This is a genomic window from Terrabacter sp. Ter38 (assembly GCF_024519435.1).
Taxonomy (GTDB): Bacteria; Actinomycetota; Actinomycetes; order Actinomycetales; family Dermatophilaceae; genus Terrabacter.
Genome location: NZ_JALJRZ010000005.1, coordinates 1 through 25,011, shown reverse-complemented (window position 1 = coordinate 25,011; position 25,011 = coordinate 1). Strand labels below are relative to the sequence as shown.

Sequence of the window (25,011 nt, the reverse complement as noted above, 5' to 3'; positions counted from 1 at the left end):
CCCGAGGGTCGGCCGGGGCTCCCGCGGGTTCAGCTCCCATGCTGGGTCGATGTTCGCCGGCGAAGCTCAGCCTTGGCGAGCGCGTTCTTGTGGACCTCGTCGGGTCCGTCGGCGAACCGCAGTGTCCGGATGCTCGCATAGGCGTTGGCGAGCGGGAAGTCCTGTGACAGCCCGCCGGCGCCGTGCACCTGGATCGCCTTGTCCAGGATCCACTGGACCGTCCGCGGCGTCGCGATCTTGATCGCCTGGATCTCCGTGTGGGCTCCCTTGTTTCCGACCGTGTCCATGAGCCATGCGGTCTTGAGCACGAGCAGCCGCAGCTGCTCGATCCGCACGCGCGACTCCGCGATCCAGTCCCGCACCACCCCCTGGTCGGCCAGTGGCCGGCCGAAGGCGACCCGTTCCTGCGCCCGCGCGCACATCAGCTCCACGGCCCGCTCCGCGACGCCGATCGAGCGCATGCAGTGGTGGATCCTGCCGGGGCCCAACCTCGCCTGGGCGATGGCGAAGCCGCCTCCCTGCTCACCGATGAGGTTGTCGACCGGGACGCGCACGTCGTGGAAGACGAGCTCCGCGTGGCCTCCGTGGTCGTGGTCGTCGTAGCCGAAGACCTCCATGCCGCGCACGATCTCGACGCCGGGAGCGTCCCGTGGGACCAGGACCATCGACTGCTGCCGGTGCCGCTCGGCACTCGGGTCGGTCTTGCCCATCACGATGAAGATGCGCGCGTTGGGGTTCATGGCGCCGGTGATCCACCACTTGCGGCCGGTGATCACGTACTCGTCTCCGTCGCGCCGGATCGTCGTCGAGATGTTCGTCGCATCAGACGAGGCCACGTCCGGCTCCGTCATCGCGAAGGACGATCGGATCTCGGCCTCGAGCAGCGGTTCGAGCCACTCCTTCTGCTGCTGCTCGCTGCCGAAGAGCGACAGGACCTCCATGTTTCCGGTGTCCGGTGCGCTGCAGTTGAGCGCTGCCGGGGCCAGGTGCGCGCTGCGACCGGTGATCTCCGCGAGGGGTGCGTACTGCAGGTTGGTCAGCCCCGCTCCGTGCTCACCGGGCAGGAAGAGGTTCCACAGGCCACGAGCCCGGGCCGTGGAGCGCAGCTCGGCGAGCACGGGCACCGAGTCCCAGGCCCACCGGTCCTCGAGCCGTCCGCGCTGCGCCTGGGCGACCGGCTCGGCCGGGTGCACGTGGTCCCGCATGAAGTCGAGCAGGTTGTCGCGCAGCTCGAGCGTCCTGGCATCGAACTCGAAATCCATCAGCGCAGCTCCTTGGGCGTCGTGACCGGGCGAGGGCCTACGGCGACGGACCCGGCCGCGCGAGGAGCGCGGCCGGGTCCGTCTGTGGTCATGGTGACCGGGTCGGCTCGCGTCAGGCCCGCGCGAAGTCCGCGACGATGTTCTCGTAGGTCACCTGGCCGGCCTTGACGGCGCCGAGCTTCTCCGCGACGGCGATCATCACCTCGATGCCGTCCTTGCCGACCTTCCAGTCGGGCAGGATCTTCGGGACGACGGAGGTCGCGTAGTGCTCGATGTATGCCGTCGCCGCCGCGGCGCCCTTGCCACCGAACTGCGTCTGGTTCAGCTTGTCGGCAGCCTCCTTGCGGTTGGCCAGGATCCAGTCCTTGGCATCCCACGCGGCCGACTTCCACGCGGCGACGACGTCCTTGCTGTCCGCGAGGAAGTCCTCGCGGACGATGATCGGCTGGACCTGCTGCTTGCTGAGGATCGCGGGAGCGTCCTCGTTCCAGAACTGGATGTACGACTGGCCACCCGAGGCCTGGGCCATGAGCTCGCTCGTCGCGAACGTCACGGCGACGTAGGCGCCGACGCGCCCCGCCCTCATCTGCGCGATGCCCGGCGTGAACTGTCCGACACCGAGGTGCGTGACGTCCTCGTACTTCATGCCGGCGGCCTCGAGGGCCAGACGCAGCTGCTGGTCCGCCCCCGCACCGACGGCCGCCACGCCGATCTTCTTGCCCGCCAGGGCGTGCATCTTCTCGTCGAAGCTCGCGGACGCGGCGGGCCAGGTGCCCTGGTTGACGACGATGCTGTAGGTCGTCTCGGGGATGCGCATGCCGACGATGACAGGCCGCTTGCCCTGCTGGGCGTTGGCGAAGCTGGCCATGGTCAGCACGGTGTCCTGCTGCATGCCGTTGATGGCCCCCGCCGCGAAGAGCTGCATCGCCTGGACGCCGCTCTGGGGGAAGACGAACTCACCGACATCGAGCTTGTACTTGTCGAACAGCTTCTGGTCGGCGCAGACGGCGTCGAGGAAGTAGTTGTCGCCGGGCGCGGAGGCGATCTTGAACGCGGTCGGCTCCGCCAGGCCACCAGCCGCACCCCCCTGCGTGCCAGCGCTCGTGGGGGCGGGGTCACCGCCGCACGCGGCGAGGGCGCTGGCCCCGCCGACGGCCACGGCTCCAAGGCCGATGGCCCTGAGCAGGGTCCGGCGCGATGTCGACGCGGAGAGAGCGGAGGCCGAATCGCCTGCGAGCCGCTGCTGGGTACTGAACATTCCTGCTCCTCATGAGATTCGGCATTGAATCCGAGAATCGATTTCTTTGACTGGATGAAAGGCTTGGAACCAAACTTCCTCAGACCATTTCCAGGGGCCCGGCCGGTTCGCGTGGTCTGACTGGTCGCCACCTCGGGTCACAAGGATTCTGCAGGCACATCGTGCGTCCAACGCCGGTGGCCAGATACTCATCCCGGGCCATCGGGGGTGTCAATGGATCACCCCGGTGGAGCGCGCTATCGCTCCGATAGTCGGTGGGTGCAGCGGGCCCGCCAGTATGCTCGGGACACCCCGCCGCGCTGACGTCGAGCCGGTGCCACACGAGGAGAGACACGCATGGCGACGCCCAAGGCTGAGCACGATATCGCACCCCCGCGGGGGGTGGAGGCGGTCAAGGCGTCGCTCGTGACGGCTGCGACGGAGCTGTTGGCAGCCCAGCCGGCCAGCCAGGTCTCGGGTCGGGCGATCGCCCGACGCGCGCACGTGAACTACGGTCTGATCCATCAGTATTTCGGCACCAAGGAGAAGATATTCCGAGAGGTTTTCCTGCAGCTCTCGGACCGGGCGACGGCACAAGCCAGAAACGAACACGAAGCGGACTGGTGGAGTGATCCGACTCTGTTCTCGACCGATGCCGACCTGTGGCGGATTGTTGCAAACCTGGTGGTCGACCCCGATCTGATGGAGTCCATGGAGTGGGAGTTTCCGCTCATTCGGGCCATTACGGCCGGAATCGCGCAGCAGCATCCCGACTGGGATGACCGAGAGGTCCGCGCCCACACGGCTGCGTTCGGGGCCACCCTGATCGGCTGGGGCCTGCTCCAGCCCATCTTCCAGCGAGGGCTCGAGCTCGACGACGAGGAGCTCGCCGGCATCCGCGACCGGGCACTGACGATCGCATCCGGCTCGGGCTCATCCGGCAAGCGGGACGGCTGAGGCACGCTCGGCGGCCAGCCGGCGGCGCATGGCCAGGTGCGCCCGCGGCATACCGACCGACTCGCCGCCGACGAAGCGACCATCGACGTAGCGGTGCACACTGAATGATCCGCCCGCGACGTCCCCCTCGACGTCGAGCTGCTCCTCGGGCCCGCTGCCGAGCCCGCCGTGGAGCGCAGTCGGGAGCCCGGCCATCTGGACCTTGACACCGGCTTGGTCGGACCAGAACCACGGCACCGGCGCATACCCGCCGGCGCCGCTCGTGAGCCGGCGTGCCACGTGGGTCGCTCCGTCGAAGGCATTCTGCACGGAGCTGAGTCGCACGCGGCGGTTGCCGTAGGGAAACCGTGCACAGTCGCCGATCGCCGAGATGGCCGGGTCTGCCGTCACCAGGTCGTAGTCGACGAGGATGCCGTCGTCCACGGGTAGCCCTGCCGCCCGAGCCAGCTCACAGTTGGGAACTGCACCGACACACACGACGACCAGGTCGGCCGACAGCTCGTCGCCACTGGCAGTGAGGACGCTCCGGACGGCTCCGTCGACGCCGGTGATCCGGTCGACCGCCTCACCGAGCCGCAGACGCACACCTGCTGCCGTATGCCGCTCGGTCAGGAACTGGCCGGTGACCGGCGTGACGGCGCCGTGGAGAAGTCGCGGAGCGGCCTCGACCACCGTGACGCGCTTGCCGAGTCGGGCAGCGACCGTGGCCAGCTCGAGGCCGATGAAGCCGCCGCCCACGAGGACGACCGAGCCGGCGGTGCGCAGGCGTGCGCTGATCCAACGAGCGTCGTCGAGTGTCCGCAGCGTGTGAACGCCGGCCAGCCCGCAGCCGGCGACCGGCACCGGTCTGGGTCGCGAACCGAGGGCCAGGACCAGGTGGTCATAGGCCAGGCGCCTGCCTGAGTGCAGCTCGACCTCAGAGCCGTCGCGGTCGATCCCGACCACCTGCGCGCCCAGCTCGAGGTCGACCCCGACTGAGTCGTAGTGCGCGGCTGGGTGGAACAGGGCCAGGTCGTCCAGGGCCTCGGCGTCGGCACACGACTTGGACAGCGGCGGGCGCTGGTAGGGCAGGTGCTTCTCTGCGCCGACCAGGGTGATCGGGCCGACCCAACCCGCGCGACGCAGCGCGTTGCCTGTCTGGACACCTCCGTGTCCGGTGCCCACGACGACGACTCGTCCAGTCGTCGGCTCAGCCATCGACGACCGTGATGGCCCCGGTCGGGCACGAGGCGATGGCCTCGTCGACGTTGGCGCGCTCGGTGTCGGGTGGCGTCTGGTCCAGCAGGAACGCCACACCGTCATCGTCCTGGTCGAAGACGTCGGGGGCTGCCATGACGCACTGGCCGGAGCCGCAGCACTTGGCCACGTCGATGGTGAGGTTCATGGTCGTCGCCGCCTTCAGGTCGGTGGTCACAGGTGTACTCGCAGCTCACGGATGCCGAAGAACGCGCGGCCCTCTCGGAATCGGAGTCGCGTGATGTCGTCGTCGACCAGGCGCAGGTCCGGGTAGCGCTCGAACAGACGCGGGAGCCCGTAGCCGAGCTCGAGACGAGCGAGGTTCTGTCCGACGCACTGGTGGGGCCCGAAGCCGAAGCCGAGATGCTTCGGCTTCTCCTCCGGGATGCTGAAGTCGGCGAAGCGAGAGGGTCCGAACTGCGACTCGTCGTGGTTGGCCGCGAGGATCGAGGCGATGACACCCTCCCCCTTGCGCACCAGCGTGCCGCCGACCTCGATGTCCTCTGTCGCGGCACGCCGCGGGCCCATGCGGACGACCGTGTGGATCCGGACCAGCTCCTCCACGGCGCTGTCCCAGCTCCGAGCGCCGGACCGGAGCAGCTCGAGCTGATCCGGGTGCTGCAGCAGGGTCAGCACGGACAGGCCGAACATCCCGGCCGTGGTGTCGTGCCCCGCCGAGACGAGCATGATGACGAAGCCGGCCAGCTGCTCGCGCGTGAGCTCGCCGGTGAGCAGCTGCTCGTGGGTCAGGCGCGTCAGGAGGTCGTCCGCAGGCTCGGACTCCTTGAGGGAGATGAGCCGGTCGCAGAACGCCGCGAACTCGCCGATCACCTGGTACTGCTCCTCGCGGGTCAGCGACAGGGTCGTCATCCGCTCGGTGAGCTCCTGGAACATCGCCTCGTCCTCCACCGGCACGCCGAGGATCTTCGAGATGACGTCCGAGGGCACGGCAAGGGCGAACGACTCGATGAGGTCGATCGGCTGCGGCAGGGTCGCCAGCGAGTCGATGCGGGCGTCGATCGTGGCGCAGACGAAGTCGCGGTAGCCCTCGACGGCCTTGGGCATGAAGTCCTTCGCGACCATGCGCCGCAGGCGCGTGTGGACCGGCGGATCGGAACGGATCATCGTCGTCACGGCGACGGGCGCATCCGAGCCGGGGGCACCCTCGAGCGGGAAACCTGGTGTCAGCGGGCTGGAGCTGAACCGCGTGTCGGCCAGGATCGTCTTGACGTCCTCGAAGGCCGTGAAGAGCCACGACGACCCGCTCTCGCCCAACGTGACGGTGCTGGCCGGGCACTCCTGGCGCAGCTCGCCGAAGTAGTCGGGCTCGTCGAGCGGCCGGCTCTCGGGTGGGGTCAACGAGTACTTGCGCAGGTGCGGGCACGCAGCCGCACCGTCATCCGCGGTCGTCGCTTGACCGCCGCTGCTCGTGTCGGTCCTGGTGTCGGCGTCGGTGTCGACTGGGACTGCGTCCATGAAGTCCTCCTGATGCGAGGGACAGGGCCCTCGTTAGCCACTTGGCTAGATTCTAGCCAAGTGGCTAAAGGAGGTCAAGAGCGACGGCCGGTGTCAGGAACGGACGTCGAGGACGACCCGGCCCACGGTCCTGCCGTCGGCGAGGCGCTGGAGCGCAGACGCAGTGTCGTCGAGGGGGAACCTCTCGCTGACGAACGGCGCGATGAGGCCCGAGTCGGCCAAGCGCGTGAGCTCCGCCTGACAGGCCGCGGCGGCTGGGAGGTCCTTGACGTTGTAGAGCCCCCAGTGCAGGCCCAGGATCGAGTAGTTCTTCACGAGTGCGTGGTTCAGCGCCGCCTGCTGCATCGTGCCCCCGGCGAACCCGACGACGACGATGCGGCCCTCGAAGGCGATGCACTTCGTCGAGCGGTCGTACACCTCTCCACCGACGGGGTCGTACACCACGTCGGCACCGCGACCGCCCGTCTCGCGCTTGACGACGTCGACGAAGTCCTCGGTGTGGCGGTCGACGACGACGTCGGCACCGAGCTCCCTGGCGTACCGAGCCTTCGCCTCGCCCCCCACGACACCGATGACCCGCGCTCCCGCCGCCTTGCCGAGCTGGACCGCGGCGCTACCGACACCGCCGGCAGCGGCATGCACGAGGAGGGTCTCGCCGGGCTGAATCCGCGCGCGGCGGTGCAGCCCGAACCAGCCCGTCTGGTAGCCGATGAAGAGCGCCGCCGACTGGGCGTCGTCGAGGGAGGCCGGGGCGGCATACGTGGTGTGTTCGTCCATGAGGGCGAACTCGGCGAACCCGCCGTGCGGCAGGCTGCACAGCCCGAGCACTCGGTCTCCGACGGTGTGACGCGTCACCTCGGATCCCACCGCCTCCACGTCCCCGCACAGCTCCGCACCGGGGGTGAACGGCAGCTCCGGCTTGATCTGGTACAGGCCGCGGCACATCAGGACGTCGGGGAAGTTGGCCGCGCTGGCACGGACTCGGACGAGCACCTGCCGCGGCCCCGGCTCCGGCACCACGAGGTCGCGCAGCTCGAGCACCTGCTCGGGCTCACCGAGGCTCGTGACGGACCAGCCCTTCATACGTGTCATCGTGTTCCTCACTCGGAGCTCAGGTAGGTGTTCAGTCGGTGGAGAGGTCGAGCAGGGACTGGCCGGGGTCCACCGAGTCGCCCTCGGACACGTGGACCGCGACGACGACGCCTGCGACCTCCGACATGACCGGGATCTCCATTTTCATGGACTCGAGGATCATGAGCGGCGTGTCCTCCTCGACGGCGTCGCCGGGTGCGACGAGGATCTTCCAGACGTTCGCGCTCATGTCGGCATGGATGCTCTCGGACATCGAGGTTTCCTTTCGTGGTTCCGGCCCGGGCCTGCTACCGGCCGGCCTTGACGTTCGCGACGACGTTGGTGTCGTAACGGCCGCTCGCGAACTCGTCGGACCGCACCAGCTCGCGCAGGAACGGGAGGTTGGTGACCAGCCCCGTGACCACGAACTCGTCCAGGGCCGCGACGACCCGCGCGAGCGCCTGCTCGCGCGTGTCACCGTACGCGCACACCTTCGCCACGAGCGAGTCAAAGAAGGGCGTGACCTCCACGCCGGCGGCATACGCGGAGTCGACGCGGATGCCCGGCCCGCAGGGCTCCACCCACTCGTCGATGACTCCCGGTCGCGGATAGAACCGCTTCGGGTCCTCCGCACACACGCGAACCTCGATCGCGTGCCCCCGCGGTGACGGCGCGAAGTCGGCCGTGGTCGTGCCGGTGTGGGCGATGCTCAGCTGCTGCTCGACGAGGTCGATGCCGTAGGTCAGCTCGGTGACGGGGTGCTCCACCTGGATCCGCGTGTTCATCTCGAGGAAGACGAACTCGCCCGAGACGGTGTCGAGCAGGAACTCCACCGTGCCGGCGTTGAGGTAGCCGACGACCTCGGCCGCCTGCACTGCGCTCAGGAGCATCCGCCCACGGACCCTCGGGTCGAGCATCGGGGCCGGGCTCTCCTCGACGAGCTTCTGGTGGCGACGTTGCGCCGAGCAGTCGCGCTCGCCCAAGGCGATGACGGTGCCGTTCGCGAGGCCGAGGACCTGCACCTCGACGTGGCGCGCGGCGGAGACGAACTTCTCGACGAAGACCCGGTCGGAGCCGAAGCTGCGCTCGGCCATCGAGCGGGTGCCGTCGAATGCCGTGCGCAGCGCGTCGGCGTCGTGGGCGACGGCCATGCCGATGCCGCCACCACCTCCGGCGGCCTTGACCATGACCGGGTAGCCGATGCGGCTCGCCTCGAGCAGGGCCTCCTCCACCGAGCCCAGGGCATCGTCCGCCCCCCCGCTCACCGGCACGCCCGCCTCGGCGACGACCCGGCGAGCCTCCACCTTGTCACCCATCGCAGCGATCGTCCCGGGCGACGGCCCGACCCAGGTCAGCCCGGCCGCGACGACATCCCTGGCGAACTGCTCGTTCTCGGCGAGGAATCCGTACCCCGGGTGGATCGCCGTGGCGCCGACCTCGCGGGCGATGCGGATGATCTGGGCACCGTCGAGATACGCCCGGACCGGGACGTCCCCCTCGAGGGGGACGGCCAGGTCGGCCTCGAGCACGAACGGCAGCGCGGCGTCGATCGGGTGGTGCACGGCCACGGACTCGATGCCGAGCCGCCGGGCCGTCGCGATGACCCGTCGGGCGATCTCGCCGCGGTTCGCGACGAGCAGCCGCTCTGGAAAGGCTCCCATGTCGTCCCCTTTGCAGGACTCGGTGGTCAGGACTCGGTGGTCAGGACTCGGTTGTCAGGACTCGGTGGTCAGGAAGGCGGATGTCAGGACGCGTCGAAGGACTCGCTCTCCGCGCCGGATGTCCGGGCTGCGTGTCAGAAGCTCGTCGGCCAGGTGCTGAGCAGGTGCTCGCCGACCCCGTCCGTGCGGGCGAGGTGGTTGTCGCGCAGCGCACCGATGAGGAAGCCTCTGGTGTCGGCCGGGTCGATGACGTCCTGGACGCCGTACACGCGGGCGACGTCGTATGCCGTCGACTCGCGCGCCATCTCGGCCAACCGGCGCTCGTAGAGCTCGGGGTCATCCTCCTGCGTGACGCCGTACACGACGCCGACCGCCGAGCGCGGGTCCATGAAGCTGACCTCGGCCGACCACCACGCGGCGGTCGCGTCTGCGGTGAACCCGCCACCCATGTTGGCGTAGGCCTGCCCGTAGTTCTTGCGCATCATCACGGTCACCTTCGGGACCGTGACGAGGGCGAGCGCGTTCATCCAGTTGATGATCTTGCCGGCGACCTTGTTGCGCTCGGCCTCGAGGCCGATGAGGAAGCCCGGCTGGTCGACGAGGAAGACGATGGGGATGTTGTAGGAGTCGCACAGGGTGAGGAAGCTCGTCGCCTTGTCGCACGCCGGCCCGTCGATCGCGCCGCCCTTGAAGATCGGGTTGTTCGCGATGATGCCGACGCTTCGCCCGTCGATCCGGGCCAGGCACGTCACGAGGCTCTTGCCGTATGCCGCCTTGACGGGGAAGACGGAGCCCGTGTCCGCCACGACCTCGATGACCTTGCGCACGTCGTACACCTGCGCGCGCGACTCCGGCACGAGCGAGCGCAGCTCGGCCGACCGCTCTCCCGAGCCCGGCGTCACCGGCACGACCGGCGGCGGCTCCGCGTTGTGCGAGGGCAGGTAGCCGAGGAAGCGCCGGACCAGCTCGATGGCCTCCTCGTCGGTGTTGGCCACCGCGTCCGCGAAGCCGGTCACCTCGGCGTGGAGCTTCCAGCCACCGAGCTCCTCGGCGTCGACCTGCTGTCCGGTCGCACGGCTGACCAGGCCGGGGCTCGAGACGGCCATCACCGCACCCTTGCGGAACACCGCGAAGTCGGACGAGACCGTGTGCCAGGTCGCCGAGCCGAAGGCGTAGCCGAAGACCGCTGAGGCCCAAGGACTCTCGCGCTTGCGGAGGAAGCGCGTGCGTTCGTTGCCCGAGCCCATCCCCGTACCGCCCATGATGTCGGGCATTCGAACCCCGGTGGACTCCGCGAGGTAGACGAGCGGCATACCGCAACGGGTCGCGAGGTCCTTCATGTGCTGCATCTTCTTGTTGCTCACCTGGCCACTCGAGGCGCCCTTGACCGTGAAGTCGTACGCGATGACCGCAGCCCGGCGGCCGTCGACGTCACCGGTCCCGGTGACCTTCCCGTCGGCGGGTGTGACGTCCTTGTCGGCCTCGAGGTGCGAGGTCGCGAAGAGCCCGGACTCCCGGAAGGACTCGGGGTCGAATAGCCGGTCGACGCGCTCGCGCGCATTGAGCTGGCCGGCCTCGGCGCGCTTCTCGAGCTTACGAGGGCCGCCCATCGCGAGGGCCGCCGCGCGGCGCAGCTCATGCCTCGCGGCCGCGTCGGTCTCGGTCATCGACGTCATGTCGCCTCCTGCTGGCTGTCGGTGTCGTTGGGTGTGGTGGGGGCTCCGCCTGACGACGCCACGGAGGGGGCGGTTCGCGCCTGGTGGCGCAGCAGCGCCTGCACCGCGACCGCGGCGTCCTCGAACGTCGGCAGCACCGGGAGCCCGAGTGTCCGCGCCCGCTCGGCGTAGCCCCTGATCTGCTCCTCGGTGTCGGGCTTGCCGTCAGTCTTGAGCACCAGGACGTGGTGGCAGGCGTGCCGTGCGGCGACCCGGGCTCGGGCCACCGCCTCGACGATCGCGCCCGTCACGTCACCGTGCGTCGCGCCCAGGTTCCGCTGGATGATGCCCACGTTGAGGTGCGTGATGACGACCGCAGGGCACGTCTCCTCGAGCACCGTCGTGATGATGTCCTCGGCGATGGCGCCCCCGCGGACCGCGAGGGTCGGTGCCGGGGCGTCGATGGGGTTGTGCAGGCCGTTACCCGGAGGGAGCCCGAGGTCGTCGAGCCGCGCCACCGTCGCGTCCGGCAGCCTCGGAGTGCGCAGGCCGTGACGCTCCAGGGCGTCTGCTGCGAGGACGCTGGCACCACCGCCGTTGCCGAAGAGGACCGCGTCGACACCGCGAGGTCGGACGTCGAGGTCCACGGTGTCCATCACGAGCAGGACGTTGACGAAGTCCTCGAGCGAGTCGGTGAGGGTGATGCCGGACTGGCGGGCGATCGCCGGCCAGAGCCGATGGTTGCCCGAGAGCGCACCGGTGTGGCTCGTCGCCGCCCGCGAACCGTCGGCGGTCCGGCCGCCGGCGAGCAGGACGATGGGCTTGGCGACCTCGCGTCGCCGCACCACGTCGAGGATCGAGCGCGCCGCGCCGAGCGACTCGAGGTAGAGGCCGATGACGGTCGTCTCGGCCGAGTCCAGCAGGTGCTCGAGCAGCTCGGCAGGTGTGACGTCCGCACCGTTGCCGATGCTCGTGACGCTGTGGAAGGAGAGGCCACATGCGGCGCCCAGCCGCAGGATGTCGACGCTGAGGCCGCCGCTCTGCGAGACGACCGCGACACCACCAGGCGTGAGCGGTGCCTCAGGGATGAACGTCAGGCGCGCCGCGGACGAGTGCGTGCCGAGGCAGTTGGGCCCGATGACCCGGGTGCCGAGGGGACGCAGCCGCTCGACGAGCTCGCGCTCGAGCCCGGCTCCCTCGTCGGTCTCGGAGAAGCCGCTCGACACGACCTGTGCGAACCGCACCCGACCCCCACCGGCGGCGAGGGCATCGGTCACCCGGGCGGCCGGCAGCGCGACGTAGGCGTAGTCGACCACGCCGTCGACGACGGCGAGCGAGGGGCTGGCGGGGAGTCCCTCGATCTGCTCGGCGCTCGGGTGGACGGGCAGGATCCGCCCGTCGTAGCCGGCCGCGACGAGGTTGCGGATGAAGAGGTTGGCCCCGTTGGTGCCCGCGCTCTTCGCCCCGAGCACGGCGACGGTGCGCGGTGCGAACAGGGATGCGAACGCCGGTGCGTCCGCTGGTGTGAAAGCCCGTGCAGGCACGGGCGCGGAGGGCACGAGGGAGCCGTCACCGAGCCCACGGCTGACGATCCTGGCGTCGACCACGACGGCACCGGTCTGCGACACGATGACGGGGTTGAGGTCGAGCTCGACGACGTCGTCGGGCAGTGACTCGAGCAGCCCGGACGGTCCGGCGAACCGCTCGACGACCTGCACGAGCGCGTCGACGTCGACCGGAGCCTCGCCGCGCGCTCCGTGGAGCAGTGCGGCGCCCCTGAGCTCACCGAGCATCGCGCGCACGTCGTCGGACGAGACCGGAGCGACCGCGAACGCGACGTCGGCGAGGATCTCGACGAAGACACCGCCGAGCCCGACCATCACGACCCAACCGACACCCGGCGTGCGCACGGCACCCACGACGACCTCACGACCGCTGGGAGCCATCTCCTCCACGAGGTAGGCCTCGAGCCCGTGCCCGGACTGGGCCACGTCGGTCCGCATCCGCTCGGCCGCGCTCGGAAGGTCCTCGTGCCGAAGCCCGACGCGGACCCCTCCCGCGTCTGACTTGTGAATCAGGGCTGGCGCAACCGCCTTGAGCACCAAGGGCTCTCGCAGACTACTGGGGACGTCATGGATGCTGGACACGACCACGCCCGAAGGCACGTCGATGCCAAAGGACCGCAGCATCGCCTTGGCCTCTGCCTCGGCGACCATCGCGACGGAGGCGGACTCAACGGACACGTTCGGATCCTCACTGACGGGGAAGGCCGTGGGCCGCGAAGGCAGCCCTGCCATGCGCCGAGTCTCCGAGACCCTCGCTGCACTGGGAAGAGCGCGATCGTTGGAGCCGTGATGCCGAGGGCCTATCAGCGACGCTCGCGCAGGGCGCGTTGGGCGTCCTCGCGGATGAGCCGCAGCATCGTCTGCACGACCGGCCCGCGGTGCTCGCCCGTGCGCACGATCGCGGACAGCGTCGTCCGCGCCCATGCTTCCTTGATCGGCACGAGCGCCACGCCGTTGCCGCTGACGGTGGACGGCGCCAACGTGTTCGCGATGGAGACCCCGACCCCGGCCCGCACCATCTGCTGCGCCGTCTCGGCACTGTCGGTGCTGTAGACCACGCGCGCCTCGACGCCCTCGACGAGCTTCTCGAACGCCGTTCGCAGGATGCTGCCCTTCTTGAAGATGATGAGGGGCTCGCCGCTCAAGGCAGACACCTCGAGCGTGTCCGCGTCGGCGAGTGGATGCGAATCCGGCACGCAGAGCACCAGGCGTCCCGTCATCAGGTCGATGTGGTGCAGCTGGTCGGTGTGGTCGTCGGGCTCGGGCAGGCCCAGCCGGGTGATGATCCCGACGTCGAAATGGCCCGCGAGGACCCCATGACGCACCATCTCCGAGCCACCCTCGGTGACCTCGAAGCGAATGTTCGGGTGTTCGTCGTGCAGCTGCTTCACGAGCTCCGGCAGCACGATGAGGCTGCCGGTCGAGACCGTGGCGAGGCGGACACTGCCGATCTTCAGGCCCTCGACGGCGCTCGCTTCCTGCCGCAGCAGGTTCTCGGCCTGGATCGCCGCTTCCGCGTGCGGAAGGATGCGTTCGGCGGCATACGTCGGCCGGACGCCCTGTGCCGTCCGCAGCACGAGCACGACGCCGAGATCCTCCTCGAGACGCTGGATCTGGTTCGTGATGGTGGGCTGCGAGACGCCGAGCTCCTTCGCGGCCTGCCGGAACGAGCCGGTGCGCAGGGCGGCCTCGAGGTATCGAAGCTGTTCGAACCTCACGCCCTCACCTTCCCGAACGACACGGCGGCCCTTCGCCCGAGGCTACACGCGCGGCGCCTGGCGCCGGCTCAGAGTGGCACGTCGTCCAGGCCCGTCGCGTCGACGGACAGCGAACCACCCTCGACGGGAATCGTCGCGCCGGTGATGTAGCCCGCGGCGGGAGTCAGCAGGAACGCGATCGTCGCCGCGACCTCGAACGGCTGGCCGAGCCGGCCGAGCATCGTCCGGGACGCGAGGGCGTCGGCAGACCGCGCGCCGGCCTCGTTGGCGACGAAGCGTGGCGAGAGGAACAGCCCCGGCGCCACGGCGTTGACCCGCACTCCGGAGGGCCCGTACTCGGCCGCGAGCTGCTTGACCCAGAGCTCGAGGGCCGCCTTGGCCGGGCCGTAGCCCGGTGACCTCCGGCCGGCCCGGGAGCCCATCACGCTCGAGACGTGCACGATGGAGCCTCCCCCACCGGCGGCCACGACCGGTGCCAGGCCCTGCGAGACGAGGAACGCGTGCCGGAGGTTGACGCGGAAGTCTTCCTCCCACTCAGCAAGAGTGAAGTCCCCCAAGCGTTTCCGCTGCATACGCCCGACGACGTCAACGTAGCCGTGCAGGCGGTCGACGTGCGTCGCGACGGCGTCCCGGACGCCGGCGACCCCGTCCTCGGTCGTCACGTCAGCAACGACGTGGGGCGCCCCGAGATCGGCCGCGACTGCGCCGAGCGCGTCGGCCTCGACGTCGACGAGCAGGACGCCAGCACCCATGGCCACGAGCGTCCGACTGACGTGCTCCCCGATGCCGGCGCCTGCCCCGACGACGACGTACACGTTGCCGTCGAGCTGGAAGAGCCGGTCATGGGTGACGTCGGTCGCCGCGACGGGCGACCGGGGGTCATCGGGCAGCAAGTCGCACCGCCTCCGACGGCGCCACCCGCGTCAGGAACTCGGCCAGCGCAGCCCACATCTGCGCGGGATGGCTGATGTTCGGAGCATGCCTGCGGGGTAGCTCGACGACGTGCGCCTCAGGCAGCAGGGCGCGCAGGTGTGCCGTCCATCCGGCTTCCACGAGCGGGTCCTCGGTGCACTCGAACAGCAGCACGGGCGTCTCGACGCCGGCCAGCGATCCCGGGTAGGGGTCCGCCGGCCGCGGCCCCTGGAGCGGCTCGGGCACCGGCTGGTGGATCGCCATCATGCACCCGAAGTGCCCCGGTGCGGCGGCCCAGCGGGAGCGGGCGGCCACCTGGGCGTCGATCCCGTCGAAGTCGTCGCACAGCAGGTCGACGATGCGGCGCGCGTCCGCCTCGGTGCCGTCGAAGGGTCCGAGCTGCGCGGCGGCCTCAGTCCGCCACGGGCCACCGGTCCCGCTGATCGTTGCGACCGACGCGATCCGGTCACGCAGGGACGGGTCGGTGAGGGCGCGCAGCGCCAGCGACCCCCCGAACGAGTTCCCGACGAGGTGCACCGGCCCGGCGACACCGAGGTGGTCGAGCAACGCGAAGACGTGGCGCAGCCGGAAGCCGAAGGGAGACTGGTCGAGCCGAATCGCCTTGGCCGATCCGCCGAAGCCGAGCAGGTCGGGTGCGACGACGCGGAACCCCTCCGCCGCGAGCGGCAGCACCCCGCCCCATGTCACGTCGGAGCTCGCCCCCCATGCGCCGTCGTGCAGGAACACGACCGTCGGGGCGTCGTCGGGGCCACCCGACAGGTAGCGCGTCTCGAGGTCGTTGATGACGACCGTCTTCTCGAGGATCACGTGGGTCTCCTTGCTCGAAGTTCAGATGAAGTCGTAGTGCTCGACGTGGGCCTGTTCGGTCCCCTCGAGGTAGCGCTGGGCGGGCAGCGGCCACATGATCGTCGAGCGGCCCTCTGCGTTCTGGTACCAGCTGTGCGTCCTCGACCACCCCCAGGCTCGCAGCGCACTGGCAGCGGTCACCTCGGCGCGGTACTCGTCGAACACCTCGGGGCGCAGGGACATCGCCGACTTGCCCGTGTCGAGCAGCACCTTGATGGCGCTGAGGACGTAGGCCGACTGGCACTCGAGGAAGAAGACGAGGTTTCCGTGCAGGACGAGGTTGGTGTTCGGACCGTAGAGGCAGAAGAAGTTCGGGAAGTCCGGCAACGTCAGCCCCATGTAGGCGCACGCGTCGATGCCCCACGTCTCGTGCAGGTCCTTGCCATGCGCCCCCGTCACCGTCATCGGGGTGAGGAACTCGGACGCCGTGAAACCGGTGCCGAAGATGATCACGTCGGCCTGGACGTAGTCGCCCGACTCCGTCCAGACGCCGTGGGCGTCCACCCGCACGACCCTGTCGCTGACGAGGTCGACGTCGTCCCGTTTCAGGGTCGCGACCCACGTGCCGTCGTCGCGCACGATCCGCTTCGCCCCGGGAGGGTAGTTCGGGACGATCTTGCCGACGAGGTCTTCGCGCCCGTCGGCCTGTGCCACGAGGTAGTCGGTGAGCATGACGCGCAGTCGCTCGTTGGCCGCCGACACCGCACGCTCGCTCGGCGGGTAGTCGGGATCGACCGTGGCAGCGTCGAGCTGCCCGATCGCCCGGGGCAGGAAGATCGAGAACCGGTAGTAGGCCCGGTAGAGCGGAAGGTTCCTCAGCAGCCAACGCTCACCGTCTGCGATGTCCTCGCGCAGCTCGGGCGTCGGCATGAGCCAGGGCGCGGACCGCTGGAAGACGGTGAGCCGCTCCGCGGTGCCGGCCAGGGCCGGCACGAACTGCAAGGCGCTCGCGCCGGTGCCGATGACCGCGACGCGCTTGCCGGCGAAGTCGACGGTGTGGTCCCACTCGGCTGAGTGGAAGGCCGGGCCGCGAAAGCCGTCGAGCCCCTCGATCTCAGGTACGAGTGGACGGTTGAGCTGGCCGACGGCGCTAACGAGGACCTCGAACTCGTGGGTGCTGTCCACGCCGTCCCCGGAGGTGCTGAGCCGCCACGTGCTCGTACGGTCGTGCCACGACGCATCAGTGACCTCGGTGCCGAAGGCGATGTGCTCGATGAGGCCGTGCTCCTCGGCGAAGCGCCGCAGGTACCCGTGGATCACGTGCTGCCGGCTGAAGTACGACGGCCAGTCGTGCGGGAAGAAGGAGTACGTGTAGATGTGGCTGTGCACGTCGGTGCGGCAGTCGGGATAGGTGTTGTCCCACCAGGTGCCGCCGACGTTCGTGCCCTTCTCGAAGATCGTGAAGGGTATGCCGGCCTGTTTCATCCGCAGGCCGGCCAGCAGTCCGGAGATGCCGGCGCCGATGATCGCAGCGCGCAGCGTGCGGTCCGGAGCCTCGTCCTCGAGCGTCCAGCGGGGAGCCCGCGGGTCCGTTCCGTCGGGGACGAACGCCGCGTCGAGCAGTCGTGCGGCCTGGGCGACACCGGGGCCGAGGCTCCATGCCCCGATCGCCTCCAGCACCTCGCTGTTCGGTCGGGTCGGCCAGGGCTCCGGCGACTCGAGGTGCCCGGCGAGACGGGCGAGGCAGAACTCGCGGACCCGCCGCTCCTCGGCCGGGTCGAGGCCACCGTGAGGAAGCAGCGCGGGGTCGGGTCGCCACTCCTCTCGCAGCACCGTGACGTCGCCGGTGACGTGCGCGACGAGCATCAGCAGCGCCGGCGTCGTCGCGGCCTCGATGTGGGATCGCACCTCGTCGAGGGTCGGATGTGCTGGATTCGGTTGGGGCATGGGGGTCTCCGAGCTCTGTGACGTCAGGATGGCGTGGGTGAGGTCGCCGCAGGAACGCCCACGAACGACCGGATTCGCTCGGCGACCTCGCGGGGATGGGTGAAGGCCGTCAGGTGAGCGCCGGGCACCATGTCGAGAACCGCACCGGGAATGGCGTCCGCGAGAGCCTCGACCACCGGGCGGGGAGTGCTCAGGTCGTCTCGGCCGCCCAGGACGAGGGTGGGCGCCGTCACGCCGTCGAGGTCGATCGACCCGACCTGGGTCATCGACTCGAGGCAGGACGCGTGCACCTCAGGGTCCGCCGACGACAGCTCCCCTCGGGCGCGGTCGACCAGCTCGGAAGGTTCCGCCCCGAACCAGCGCTGGAGGAGCACCGGGGTCATCTGCTCGATGCCTCCGGGGCGCCGGGCCGCGGCGGCGCGAGCGAGCGCAGCCGTCCGGGCGCCGTCGTCATAGGATCCGGCGGTCGCGATGAGGACGAGCGCCTCCACCCGGTCGGGGGCTGTCGTCGCCAGGGCCTGCGCCACCATTCCTCCCATGGAGATGCCGACCACGACGCTCGAGTCGACGCCGAGCCGGTCCCACAGAGCGATGACGTCGTCGGCCATCTGCGCGAGACTCAGCGGCAGGGGGCCGGAGTCGCTCGTCCCATGACCCCGCAGGTCGGGCAGGATGACGCGGTAGTCGCTCCCGAGCTCAGCCGCCAACGGCAGGAACCACGACCCGTCGAGCGCGAGGGAGTGCAGGCAGGTGATCGTCCGCGACCCGCGGCCGACGACCTCGTAGCCGAGCCGCGTCCCGTCCCGTGCACCCCACGACGCTGGCATGTCAGGAGTCCCCGCCCTCTGCCGCGCGGAGCGCTTCGGCGTGATCGACCTCGTGGCGCAGCTGGGCAGACAGCTCCTCGAAGTGGCGCCGGAAGGGCTCCGAGGTGCGCATCTCCTGCGTGCGTGGCCGGTCGAGGTCGATCTTCATGTCGGCCACGATCCGGCCGGGCCGGCTCGCCATCAGGATCACCCGGTCGCTGAGCAGGATCGCCTCCTCGAGGTCGTGCGTGACGAAGATGACCGTAGGGCGCTCGGCCTCCCAGAGGCGGATGAACTCTTCCTGTTGAAGGGCCCTGGTCTGGGCGTCGAGGGCCGCGAACGGCTCGTCCATCAGCACGACCCGCGGGCTCTGGACCAGGGTGCGGGCGATGGCGACCCGTTGCCGCATCCCCTGGGAGAGGTGCAGCACGTCCGAGTCGGCGAACTCATGCAGCCGCACCCGCTTCAACCACGCGTCGGCGCGCTCGCGTCGCTCAGCCTTGGGAACGCCGCGGACCTCGAGCCCGAGCTCGACATTGCTCCGCACCCGCCGCCACGGCATCAGGGCGTCGCGGGCGAAGAGGAACGCGACGTCCGGCGAGGCGCCGGAGACCTCCTCGTCACCCAGCCGGACCGTCCCGCTGCGGGCCTGGATGAGGCCACCGGTCATCGACAACGCGGTGGTCTTGCCGCACCCTGAGGGCCCGACGATGCTGACGAACTCCGACGGCTCGATCCTCAGGTTGAAGTCCTCGAGCACCCGAACAGGCCGATCCCCATGGAGGAAGCTGTGGTGGACGTGCTCGAACTCCACCGCGAGACCACGGGTGTCTCGCTCGAGGGCGCTCTGTGCGGACATGCCTGTCAACTCCTGGTCTGGGCATCGTCGACTCTTCAGGGTCCGCTGCAGCGGACTCGGCGATCGTCAGTGCGGGTGGTCGGCGGTGTCAAGGCGCCTCTGGCCCGGGCGCGACTATCGCCCCGATAGGGGGCCATGCATTGCCTGCCCGAGGGGTGCGACCTGACGCTGGTCGCACCCAGTGACGAGAGGACAACCATGCCGCCTGCGCACGCAGCGTCGACCGGGCGCACGCCGTCCGGATCCGCGAGCTTCGACTTCACCGACCGGGTCGTCGTCATCACCGGTGCATCAGGAGGCATCGGGTCCGCCGTGGTCGACCTCTTCGCGGGTGCCGGCGCCGACATCCTCCTGCACGGACGCGACCTGGAGGCGCTGGCCCGTGGGGCCGAACGAGTCCGGGCCCTCGGTCGCCGGGCGGCCACGGTCTCCGGGAACATCCGGTCTCCCGAGACCGCTGCAGCGATCGTGGAGACGGCGCTGTCCGAGCTCGGCGGCATCGACGTGCTCGTCAACAACGCCGGCGGCAACTTCGGGGCGCGACTGGAGGACCTCTCGGTCAACGCCTGGAACGCGACCATCGAGGCGAACCTCTCCGGCGCCTTCCACCTGGCCAAGGCCTGCCTGCCGACGTTCCGCGAGTCCGGGGGCGGTGTCATCGTCAACGTCGGCTCGGCGTCGGCCAACTACGCGCACCCGATGCGAGGGGCGTATGCGGCCGCCAAGGCCGGACTGGCCTCGCTCACCCGGACGATGGCCTGGGAGTGGGCCCATCTGGGCGTCCGCGTGAACTGCATCGAGCCCGGTGCTGTCATGACGCCGTCGTCGCGGTTTGCCGGGGGCGACACCGAGCAGAAGGTGGCACGCTACGTCGCCCTCGGGCGGGTCGGCACTCCGGAGGACATCGCCGGCGTCTGCGCGTTCCTCAGCTCCGACGCGGCCTCGTACATCACCGGCGAGAGCCTCGTCGTCGCGGGAGGACCACACACCTCCACCCCCGCCGACGTGGACCTTGTGCCCCAATCGGCCCTCGTCTGACGGCGGGACGCGCAACAATGCCCGCCGTAGGACCCGATCCTGTCAGGACCATCGTGAACACCATCGACGAGAGGAGCACACCGACCGTGGGCTCTCCCTCCGCCTCACCCGCCGGGCAGGCCTCCACGCGGCATGCCGCCAACCGGGACGCTGACCACACCGCCGACGCCGTCGAGCGTGACATCCTCGTCGAGCGCAACCGTGCCCGTCGCCGAGCGACCCGCACGACGTGGACGATCCGGGTCGTCGTGGGCGTGCTGTTTCTCGGCGGCTGGTATCTCGTCAGCGGGCGCCAGCTGATCGACCCCCTCCTCATCTCCGCCCCGCAGGACGTCGCCAAAGCGTTCGTCACCCAGCTCGGCGACGCCAAGTTCTGGACGGACGTGACCAGCACGTTCGCCGGGGCGATGGCGGGTCTGGTCGTCGGTGCCGCACTCGGCATCCTCAGCGGCGTCGCCTTCTCGCGGTGGCCGGTTCTCGAGCGTGCGGCCGGGCCGTTCCTCACGCTGGCCAACAGCCTCCCCCGTCCTGCGCTCGCGCCCATCTTCATCCTCTGGTTCGGCCTTGGATTCGGCCCGAAGGCCCTCGTCGCCGCCAGCGTCGTCTTCTTCGTCCTCCTCACGAACACCGCCACCGCGTTGCGCGGCATCGACCACGACGTCGACCAGCTCGCCAGGTCCCTGTCGATGACACCCGTCCAGCGCTTCGTCAAGGTCGAGATGCCGAGCGCCCTGCCGAGCATCATCGGGGCCTTGCGCCTCGGAGCCGTCTACTCCGTGCTCGGCGCGGTCGTGTCCGAGATGGTAGGTGCATACACGGGTCTGGGGCAGCGCCTCGTCGTGCTGACCAACAACTTCCAGGTCGCCGAGTCGTTCGCGGTCCTGCTCGCGATGGGCCTGTTGTCGATGTCTCTGGACTACGCCATCTCCGGGCTGCAGAGGCTCGTCCAGAGCCGCACCCGGTGACCGCCCGGACGGTCGTCATCACCGGCGGGTCGTCGGGGATCGGGGCGGCGCTGGCACGCGCGCTGGCTCCCGACTGGGACGTCGTCGTCGTGGATCTCGCTGCACCGGAACGTCCGGCGCCCGGGGTCACCTACCTCGTCGGTGACGTCCTGGCCCACCAGGAGATGGACCAGCTGGCTCGCGGGATCGCCGAGCGCGCGGATGGGGGGCTGCATGGGCTCGTCCACTGTGCGGCCATAGGCGGCTTCGGCGACTTCCTCACCATGGCACGCGGCTCGTGGGAGCGGATTCTCACCGTGAACCTGCACGGCACCCTGTCAGCCGTGCAGTCCCTCGCCCCGCACGTCGCCGACGAGGGCCGCGTCGTCCTCTTCTCGTCCGGCACGGCCTTCAAGGGCCCTCGAGGAGCCGCCGCGTATGCCGCGTCCAAGGCGGGCGTCATCGGCTTCGCTCGGTGCCTCGCCGGGGAGCTCGGCGACCGCCGAGTCACCGTCAACGTGGTGGCGCCGGGGCTGGTCCGGACTCCCCTGTCAGCGTCGATCGCCGGTTCGGAGGTGGCCAACATCCAGACCCGCGCCATCAAGCGGGCGTCCACCACCGACGACTACATCGAGCCGGTCCGGTTCCTGCTCTCACCGGGCTCCTCGTTCGTCACAGGCCAGACCATCGTCGTCGACGGCGGCTCCATCAAACATTGACCCGCGAGGTGGTCGGGCTCCTCGGTGAGCCTGCCGGTGCGGGGTCAACGACGGAGACGCGTCGCTCGATCGCGCACCGAGAACGAATGGCCTGCTCCGGGTCGGGAACGCCACCACCGCCGCCACCTTCATTGTGGCAGCCGTCGCCGCTGTGACAACTCTGTCGTCCTCCGCTCGACGCACCGCAAGCGGCCTTGACGACCTGCGTCACCGAAGCGGCGTTGCTGGACACCACGGCGTCCGTTCACGTCGTGCGGGCGGCCGGAAGTCAGGACGTGGAGACCGACGCCGTGCAGTCCTACGCGCAGTTCAAGGCGGACGCATGCAAGGGAAGGCCTCGATGGCCTGCGGCAGACCTCAGGGCGACTGCTACAGCGAACGCATGTGAACGGTGCGCGACGTCCCCAATTTCGGCAGAACCGTGCAACCCGGGTCGCCCCAACGCGTCGACACGGGCGCCGTAGGATCCGTCCTCTCGCCGCGTGCCGCAAGTGACACGGAAAGATGCCGGTCAGGGAATTACTGGTCGTCCGACGAGCCGACGTCGGCGATCTCCCATGCTTCAGCGATCTTGCCGTCCTCAAGGTGGCAGATGACCGCCTGATCCATACGGATGGATTGTCCCCTCCCTGGGATGCCTGCGAAGTCGTGGCCCAATGTCCCGGTGACGATGACCCGTGCCATTTCCACGTCTCCTTGGGCCACGACTTCCTGTACCTCGTGGCGAAGGTTGGGCATGGCTGCCACTGCGTCCCGCCACACCTGCTTCTCTGACTCGAGATCCTCAGTGGAGAGCCCCCGCGGGGCGTGGACCACAACGTCGCGATGCAGCAGGCAATCGAAGGCCTCCACGTCACCGCAGTCACCTGCGGCCAGCCAGCGGGCAACGAGGGACCGGGGCTCATCCATGCCTCATTGTCTCGCCGGGAGCGGTTACAGGTCCGGGAAGGACCGGATGACTCTGCCCGTCCGAGTGCATTGTGTGCGGTACGCCGTCGGCATGGCCCCGAACCCTGACGCCCGCGTCTAACCCGCCGCGTGTGCAGGCGTCACATCAGGGGCGAGCGGCGAGAGCCTGGTCCCTGGGTGGCGCCGCGATCGTCGTCTGGCGTCCTCAACGCCGTCGAGTCTCATGGGGCAGCCTGATGGCCTGGTTTGTCGACTATGGTGCCCCGCTGACCGGCAGGAGTACCGTCGAAGTTCGCTTCGCTTTGGGCTCAAACAGGGAGGCTCGACATGCGTGCATCATTTGACAAGTTGATCTCGGTGACCGGCTTGATCTTGGCGGTCATGCTCCTGGCGGCGGGCGGACTGCTCACCTACGCGTATTCCTACATCGGCGGCGAGGTCGAGAAGCAGCTCACGGCGCAGGACATCACGATGCCCCAAGGTGCCGCGCTCGACGCCCTCCCGCCGGCAGACAAGGCCGCGCTCGAGCCCTACGCAGGGAGCCCGATGGACACCGGGCCAGAGGCACGCGCGTACGCCGACCACTACATCCAGGCCCACCTGAACGCGGCATCCGGCGGCAAGAGCTACTCGGAGGTCAGCGGGGCGTACCAGGCGATGAGTCCGGCGGAGAAGGCCAGTCCGGCAGGGCAGGCTCTGGGTGGGCTTCGCGAGACCTTGTTCCAGGGCAACACGCTGCGTGGGCTGCTGCTCTACGGTGCGGCCTTCGCGACGATGGGCACCATCGCCGGCTATGCCGCCGTCGGCGCGTTCATCGGGGCAGTGATTCTGCTCGTCCTCGGGCTGATGGGTCTGCGCCACGCTCGCCGCATGGAGGCGGTGGCCACTGCGGAACCGACATTGACCGACCCAGCCCCCGCACCAGTCTCGTAGCCGAAGCAGCCCAAAGTCGAACCGCAAACATGCCCGGTGTTGCTGACGCGCGCCTACGCCTATGTTTGAGCGCAAGGACACTCGCCCAGGGCCGGCAGTTAGGGCCTCGTCGAGGCTGCTGGCCACAAGGATCCCAGACGTCGAGCAACCGTCAGTCTGAGCGACCAGAACGCCCGTACCGTCGATGCGCTCGTTTCCCATGGGCAGCTGCGTCCTTCCGCCGCCGCGAGGGACTCAGCTCACTGATCGTGCCTTGAGGTAGAGCGGGAAGAACACCACCCACATCATCAGACACGCACTCGCCCAGGCTTCGGGCCTGTCAATCTTCAAGTCGCCGAGGTAGACGGTGACGGGGTGTCCGATGGCGGCGTTGGCCCGAGCGTCGCGTAACACCCAGAAGACACAGGCAACCAGGGCGCTGATGACGACCAGGGGGACCAGGTAGATGCGGTCTTGCACTGGCTCGCCCTCCTCTCCCACGTCGTGCCCAGTCTATTCGCGACGGTCGGCTGAACCCACTCACCTGAGCCGACGAGCCTCGCCTCGCGGCGGGTTGCCCCTGGGACTCACCGCCGCCTGGGGCCGGCCGGGTCCAGGCAGTGTCTCGGTTTGGCCAAGCTGGTTGGACGGCATCGGCCGATAGCGCCGGGGCTAGGGTCGAGCACATGCACGAACACAAGGGATTCGATGACGCGGCGGCGACGTGGGACGACGACGCCGGCCATGAGGAGCGGCAGGTGGCGGTGGCCCAGGCCATCGAGGAGGCCCTTACCCTCACCCCCCGGATGAGTGCACTCGACGTGGGTGGCGGCACGGGTCGGCTGAGCATCTTGCTCTCCGACCGGGTCGGCTCTGTTGTCGTGACCGACCCCTCCGCCGGAATGGTGCAGGTAGCACGGGAGCGGATCCAGGCGGCCGGGCTCAGTGACCGGCTGCGCGCTGTCCAGGTGGACCTCACGACGGACCCGCTCGATGGGGCCTACGACGTGGTGTGGAGCTCGATGGCGTTGCATCACGTTCAGGACCTGGACGGGCTGCTGCGGTCCGTGGCGGAGCTCCTGGTCAAAGGTGGCCAACTGGCCATCGCGGACCTCGACGAGGATCGCGACGGTGCCTTCCACGCCGACAAGGTCGACTTTGACGGTCATCAAGGATTCGACAGGCAACGTCTCGCCGAGCAGTTGGCAGACGCCGGTTTCGGCGACGTCAGATTCGTTGACGCCACGACCATCCTCAAGGGCGACTGAACCGCCCCGGTGAGTCGGGAGACTCAGTGGTTTGAGAGCTCCAGATCCTGCT

24 protein-coding genes are annotated in these 25,011 nt (G+C 69.4%); 6 read left to right on the top strand and 18 right to left on the bottom strand.

The genetic code is table 11. The annotated features are described in order from the left end of the window. Positions 1–29: 29 nt before the first annotated feature. Positions 30–1,262, bottom strand: coding sequence for an acyl-CoA dehydrogenase family protein (locus NR112_RS11805; protein ID WP_256794529.1), 1,233 nt, complete (start codon positions 1,260–1,262; stop codon positions 30–32). 112 nt (positions 1,263–1,374) lie between these two features. Beyond that, the gene (locus NR112_RS11800; RefSeq protein WP_256794528.1) at positions 1,375–2,520 is read right to left on the bottom strand and encodes an ABC transporter substrate-binding protein; all 1,146 of its coding nucleotides are present in this window, start codon (positions 2,518–2,520) and stop codon (positions 1,375–1,377) included. Positions 2,521–2,856: 336 nt separating this feature from the next. Between NR112_RS11800 and NR112_RS11795 the strand changes: the two genes are divergently transcribed. Beyond that, on the top strand, positions 2,857–3,456 hold the full coding sequence (locus tag NR112_RS11795; protein ID WP_256794527.1) for a TetR/AcrR family transcriptional regulator: 600 nt from the start codon (positions 2,857–2,859) through the stop codon (positions 3,454–3,456). On the opposite strand, the gene NR112_RS11790 is transcribed toward NR112_RS11795, so the two are convergent. The 14 genes from NR112_RS11790 to NR112_RS11725 form a co-directional block, all read right to left on the bottom strand. After that, a complete protein-coding gene (locus NR112_RS11790; RefSeq protein WP_256794526.1) occupies positions 3,433–4,653 on the bottom strand; it encodes an NAD(P)/FAD-dependent oxidoreductase in 1,221 nt (406 codons plus the stop codon). The two genes, NR112_RS11795 and NR112_RS11790, sit on opposite strands and share 24 nt — an antisense overlap. Continuing rightward, entirely contained in the window at positions 4,646–4,870 is a 225-nt protein-coding gene (locus NR112_RS11785) for a ferredoxin (protein ID WP_256794525.1), read from the bottom strand. The genes NR112_RS11790 and NR112_RS11785 overlap by 8 nt, the downstream gene beginning before the upstream one ends. Continuing rightward, positions 4,867–6,168: a cytochrome P450 gene (locus tag NR112_RS11780; RefSeq protein WP_256794524.1), complete on the bottom strand. Its 1,302-nt coding sequence runs from the start codon at positions 6,166–6,168 to the stop codon at positions 4,867–4,869. Before NR112_RS11780 ends, NR112_RS11785 begins: the two co-directional genes overlap by 4 nt. Before the next feature lie 93 nt (positions 6,169–6,261). Next, positions 6,262–7,251, bottom strand: a complete 990-nt coding sequence (locus NR112_RS11775) for an NADPH:quinone oxidoreductase family protein (protein WP_256794523.1) — start codon at positions 7,249–7,251, stop codon at positions 6,262–6,264. Between the two features lie 40 nt (positions 7,252–7,291). Then, positions 7,292–7,513, bottom strand: coding sequence for a biotin/lipoyl-binding carrier protein (locus NR112_RS11770; protein ID WP_256794522.1), 222 nt, complete (start codon positions 7,511–7,513; stop codon positions 7,292–7,294). A gap of 34 nt (positions 7,514–7,547) precedes the next feature. Then, positions 7,548–8,900 carry an acetyl/propionyl/methylcrotonyl-CoA carboxylase subunit alpha gene (locus tag NR112_RS11765; protein WP_256794521.1) on the bottom strand — a complete coding sequence of 451 codons (1,353 nt, stop codon included), beginning with the start codon at positions 8,898–8,900 and terminating at the stop codon, positions 7,548–7,550. A 134-nt stretch (positions 8,901–9,034) separates the two neighbouring features. Then, positions 9,035–10,576, bottom strand: a complete 1,542-nt coding sequence (locus NR112_RS11760) for an acyl-CoA carboxylase subunit beta (protein ID WP_256794520.1) — start codon at positions 10,574–10,576, stop codon at positions 9,035–9,037. Continuing rightward, positions 10,573–12,798, bottom strand: coding sequence for an acetate--CoA ligase family protein (locus tag NR112_RS11755; protein ID WP_256794519.1), 2,226 nt, complete (start codon positions 12,796–12,798; stop codon positions 10,573–10,575). The genes NR112_RS11760 and NR112_RS11755 overlap by 4 nt, the downstream gene beginning before the upstream one ends. A 125-nt stretch (positions 12,799–12,923) precedes the next feature. Continuing rightward, positions 12,924–13,838 (bottom strand): LysR family transcriptional regulator, encoded by a 915-nt coding sequence (locus tag NR112_RS11750; RefSeq protein ID WP_256794518.1) that lies wholly within the window; start codon positions 13,836–13,838, stop codon positions 12,924–12,926. Between the two features lie 68 nt (positions 13,839–13,906). Next, positions 13,907–14,731 (bottom strand): SDR family NAD(P)-dependent oxidoreductase, encoded by an 825-nt coding sequence (locus NR112_RS11745; protein WP_256794517.1) that lies wholly within the window; start codon positions 14,729–14,731, stop codon positions 13,907–13,909. Next, positions 14,718–15,578, bottom strand: coding sequence for an alpha/beta fold hydrolase (locus tag NR112_RS11740; RefSeq protein WP_256794516.1), 861 nt, complete (start codon positions 15,576–15,578; stop codon positions 14,718–14,720). The genes NR112_RS11745 and NR112_RS11740 overlap by 14 nt, the downstream gene beginning before the upstream one ends. 21 nt (positions 15,579–15,599) lie before the next feature. Continuing rightward, entirely contained in the window at positions 15,600–17,465 is a 1,866-nt protein-coding gene (locus tag NR112_RS11735; RefSeq protein WP_256794515.1) for an NAD(P)/FAD-dependent oxidoreductase, read from the bottom strand. 62 nt (positions 17,466–17,527) lie between these two features. Further along, positions 17,528–18,331, bottom strand: a complete 804-nt coding sequence (locus NR112_RS11730; protein ID WP_256794514.1) for an alpha/beta fold hydrolase — start codon at positions 18,329–18,331, stop codon at positions 17,528–17,530. 1 nt (position 18,332) lies between these two features. Then, positions 18,333–19,169 carry an ABC transporter ATP-binding protein gene (locus NR112_RS11725; RefSeq protein ID WP_256794513.1) on the bottom strand — a complete coding sequence of 279 codons (837 nt, stop codon included), beginning with the start codon at positions 19,167–19,169 and terminating at the stop codon, positions 18,333–18,335. Between the two features lie 198 nt (positions 19,170–19,367). Between NR112_RS11725 and NR112_RS11720 the strand changes: the two genes are divergently transcribed. Genes NR112_RS11720 through NR112_RS11710 form a run of 3 tightly spaced genes read left to right on the top strand, consistent with a single transcriptional unit; the run spans position 19,368 to position 21,870 of the window. Beyond that, positions 19,368–20,207, top strand: coding sequence for an SDR family NAD(P)-dependent oxidoreductase (locus NR112_RS11720; RefSeq protein ID WP_256794512.1), 840 nt, complete (start codon positions 19,368–19,370; stop codon positions 20,205–20,207). 53 nt (positions 20,208–20,260) lie between these two features. Then, positions 20,261–21,172, top strand: a complete 912-nt coding sequence (locus tag NR112_RS11715; protein WP_256794511.1) for an ABC transporter permease — start codon at positions 20,261–20,263, stop codon at positions 21,170–21,172. Then, complete coding sequence (locus NR112_RS11710; RefSeq protein ID WP_256794510.1) at positions 21,169–21,870, top strand: SDR family oxidoreductase; 702 nt, start codon at positions 21,169–21,171, stop codon at positions 21,868–21,870. The genes NR112_RS11715 and NR112_RS11710 overlap by 4 nt, the downstream gene beginning before the upstream one ends. Positions 21,871–22,389: 519 nt before the next feature. On the opposite strand, the gene NR112_RS11705 is transcribed toward NR112_RS11710, so the two are convergent. Further along, on the bottom strand, positions 22,390–22,779 hold the full coding sequence (locus tag NR112_RS11705; protein WP_256794509.1) for an ester cyclase: 390 nt from the start codon (positions 22,777–22,779) through the stop codon (positions 22,390–22,392). Positions 22,780–23,136: 357 nt separating this feature from the next. Here NR112_RS11705 and NR112_RS11700 point away from each other — a divergent pair, with 357 nt between their 5' ends. After that, positions 23,137–23,712, top strand: a complete 576-nt coding sequence (locus NR112_RS11700) for a hypothetical protein (RefSeq protein ID WP_256794508.1) — start codon at positions 23,137–23,139, stop codon at positions 23,710–23,712. A 234-nt stretch (positions 23,713–23,946) separates the two neighbouring features. Here NR112_RS11700 and NR112_RS11695 read toward each other — a convergent pair whose 3' ends face one another. After that, entirely contained in the window at positions 23,947–24,171 is a 225-nt protein-coding gene (locus tag NR112_RS11695) for a hypothetical protein (RefSeq protein WP_256794507.1), read from the bottom strand. 206 nt (positions 24,172–24,377) lie between these two features. Between NR112_RS11695 and NR112_RS11690 the strand changes: the two genes are divergently transcribed. Next, positions 24,378–24,959: a class I SAM-dependent methyltransferase gene (locus tag NR112_RS11690; RefSeq protein ID WP_256794506.1), complete on the top strand. Its 582-nt coding sequence runs from the start codon at positions 24,378–24,380 to the stop codon at positions 24,957–24,959. Positions 24,960–25,011: the final 52 nt, after the last annotated feature.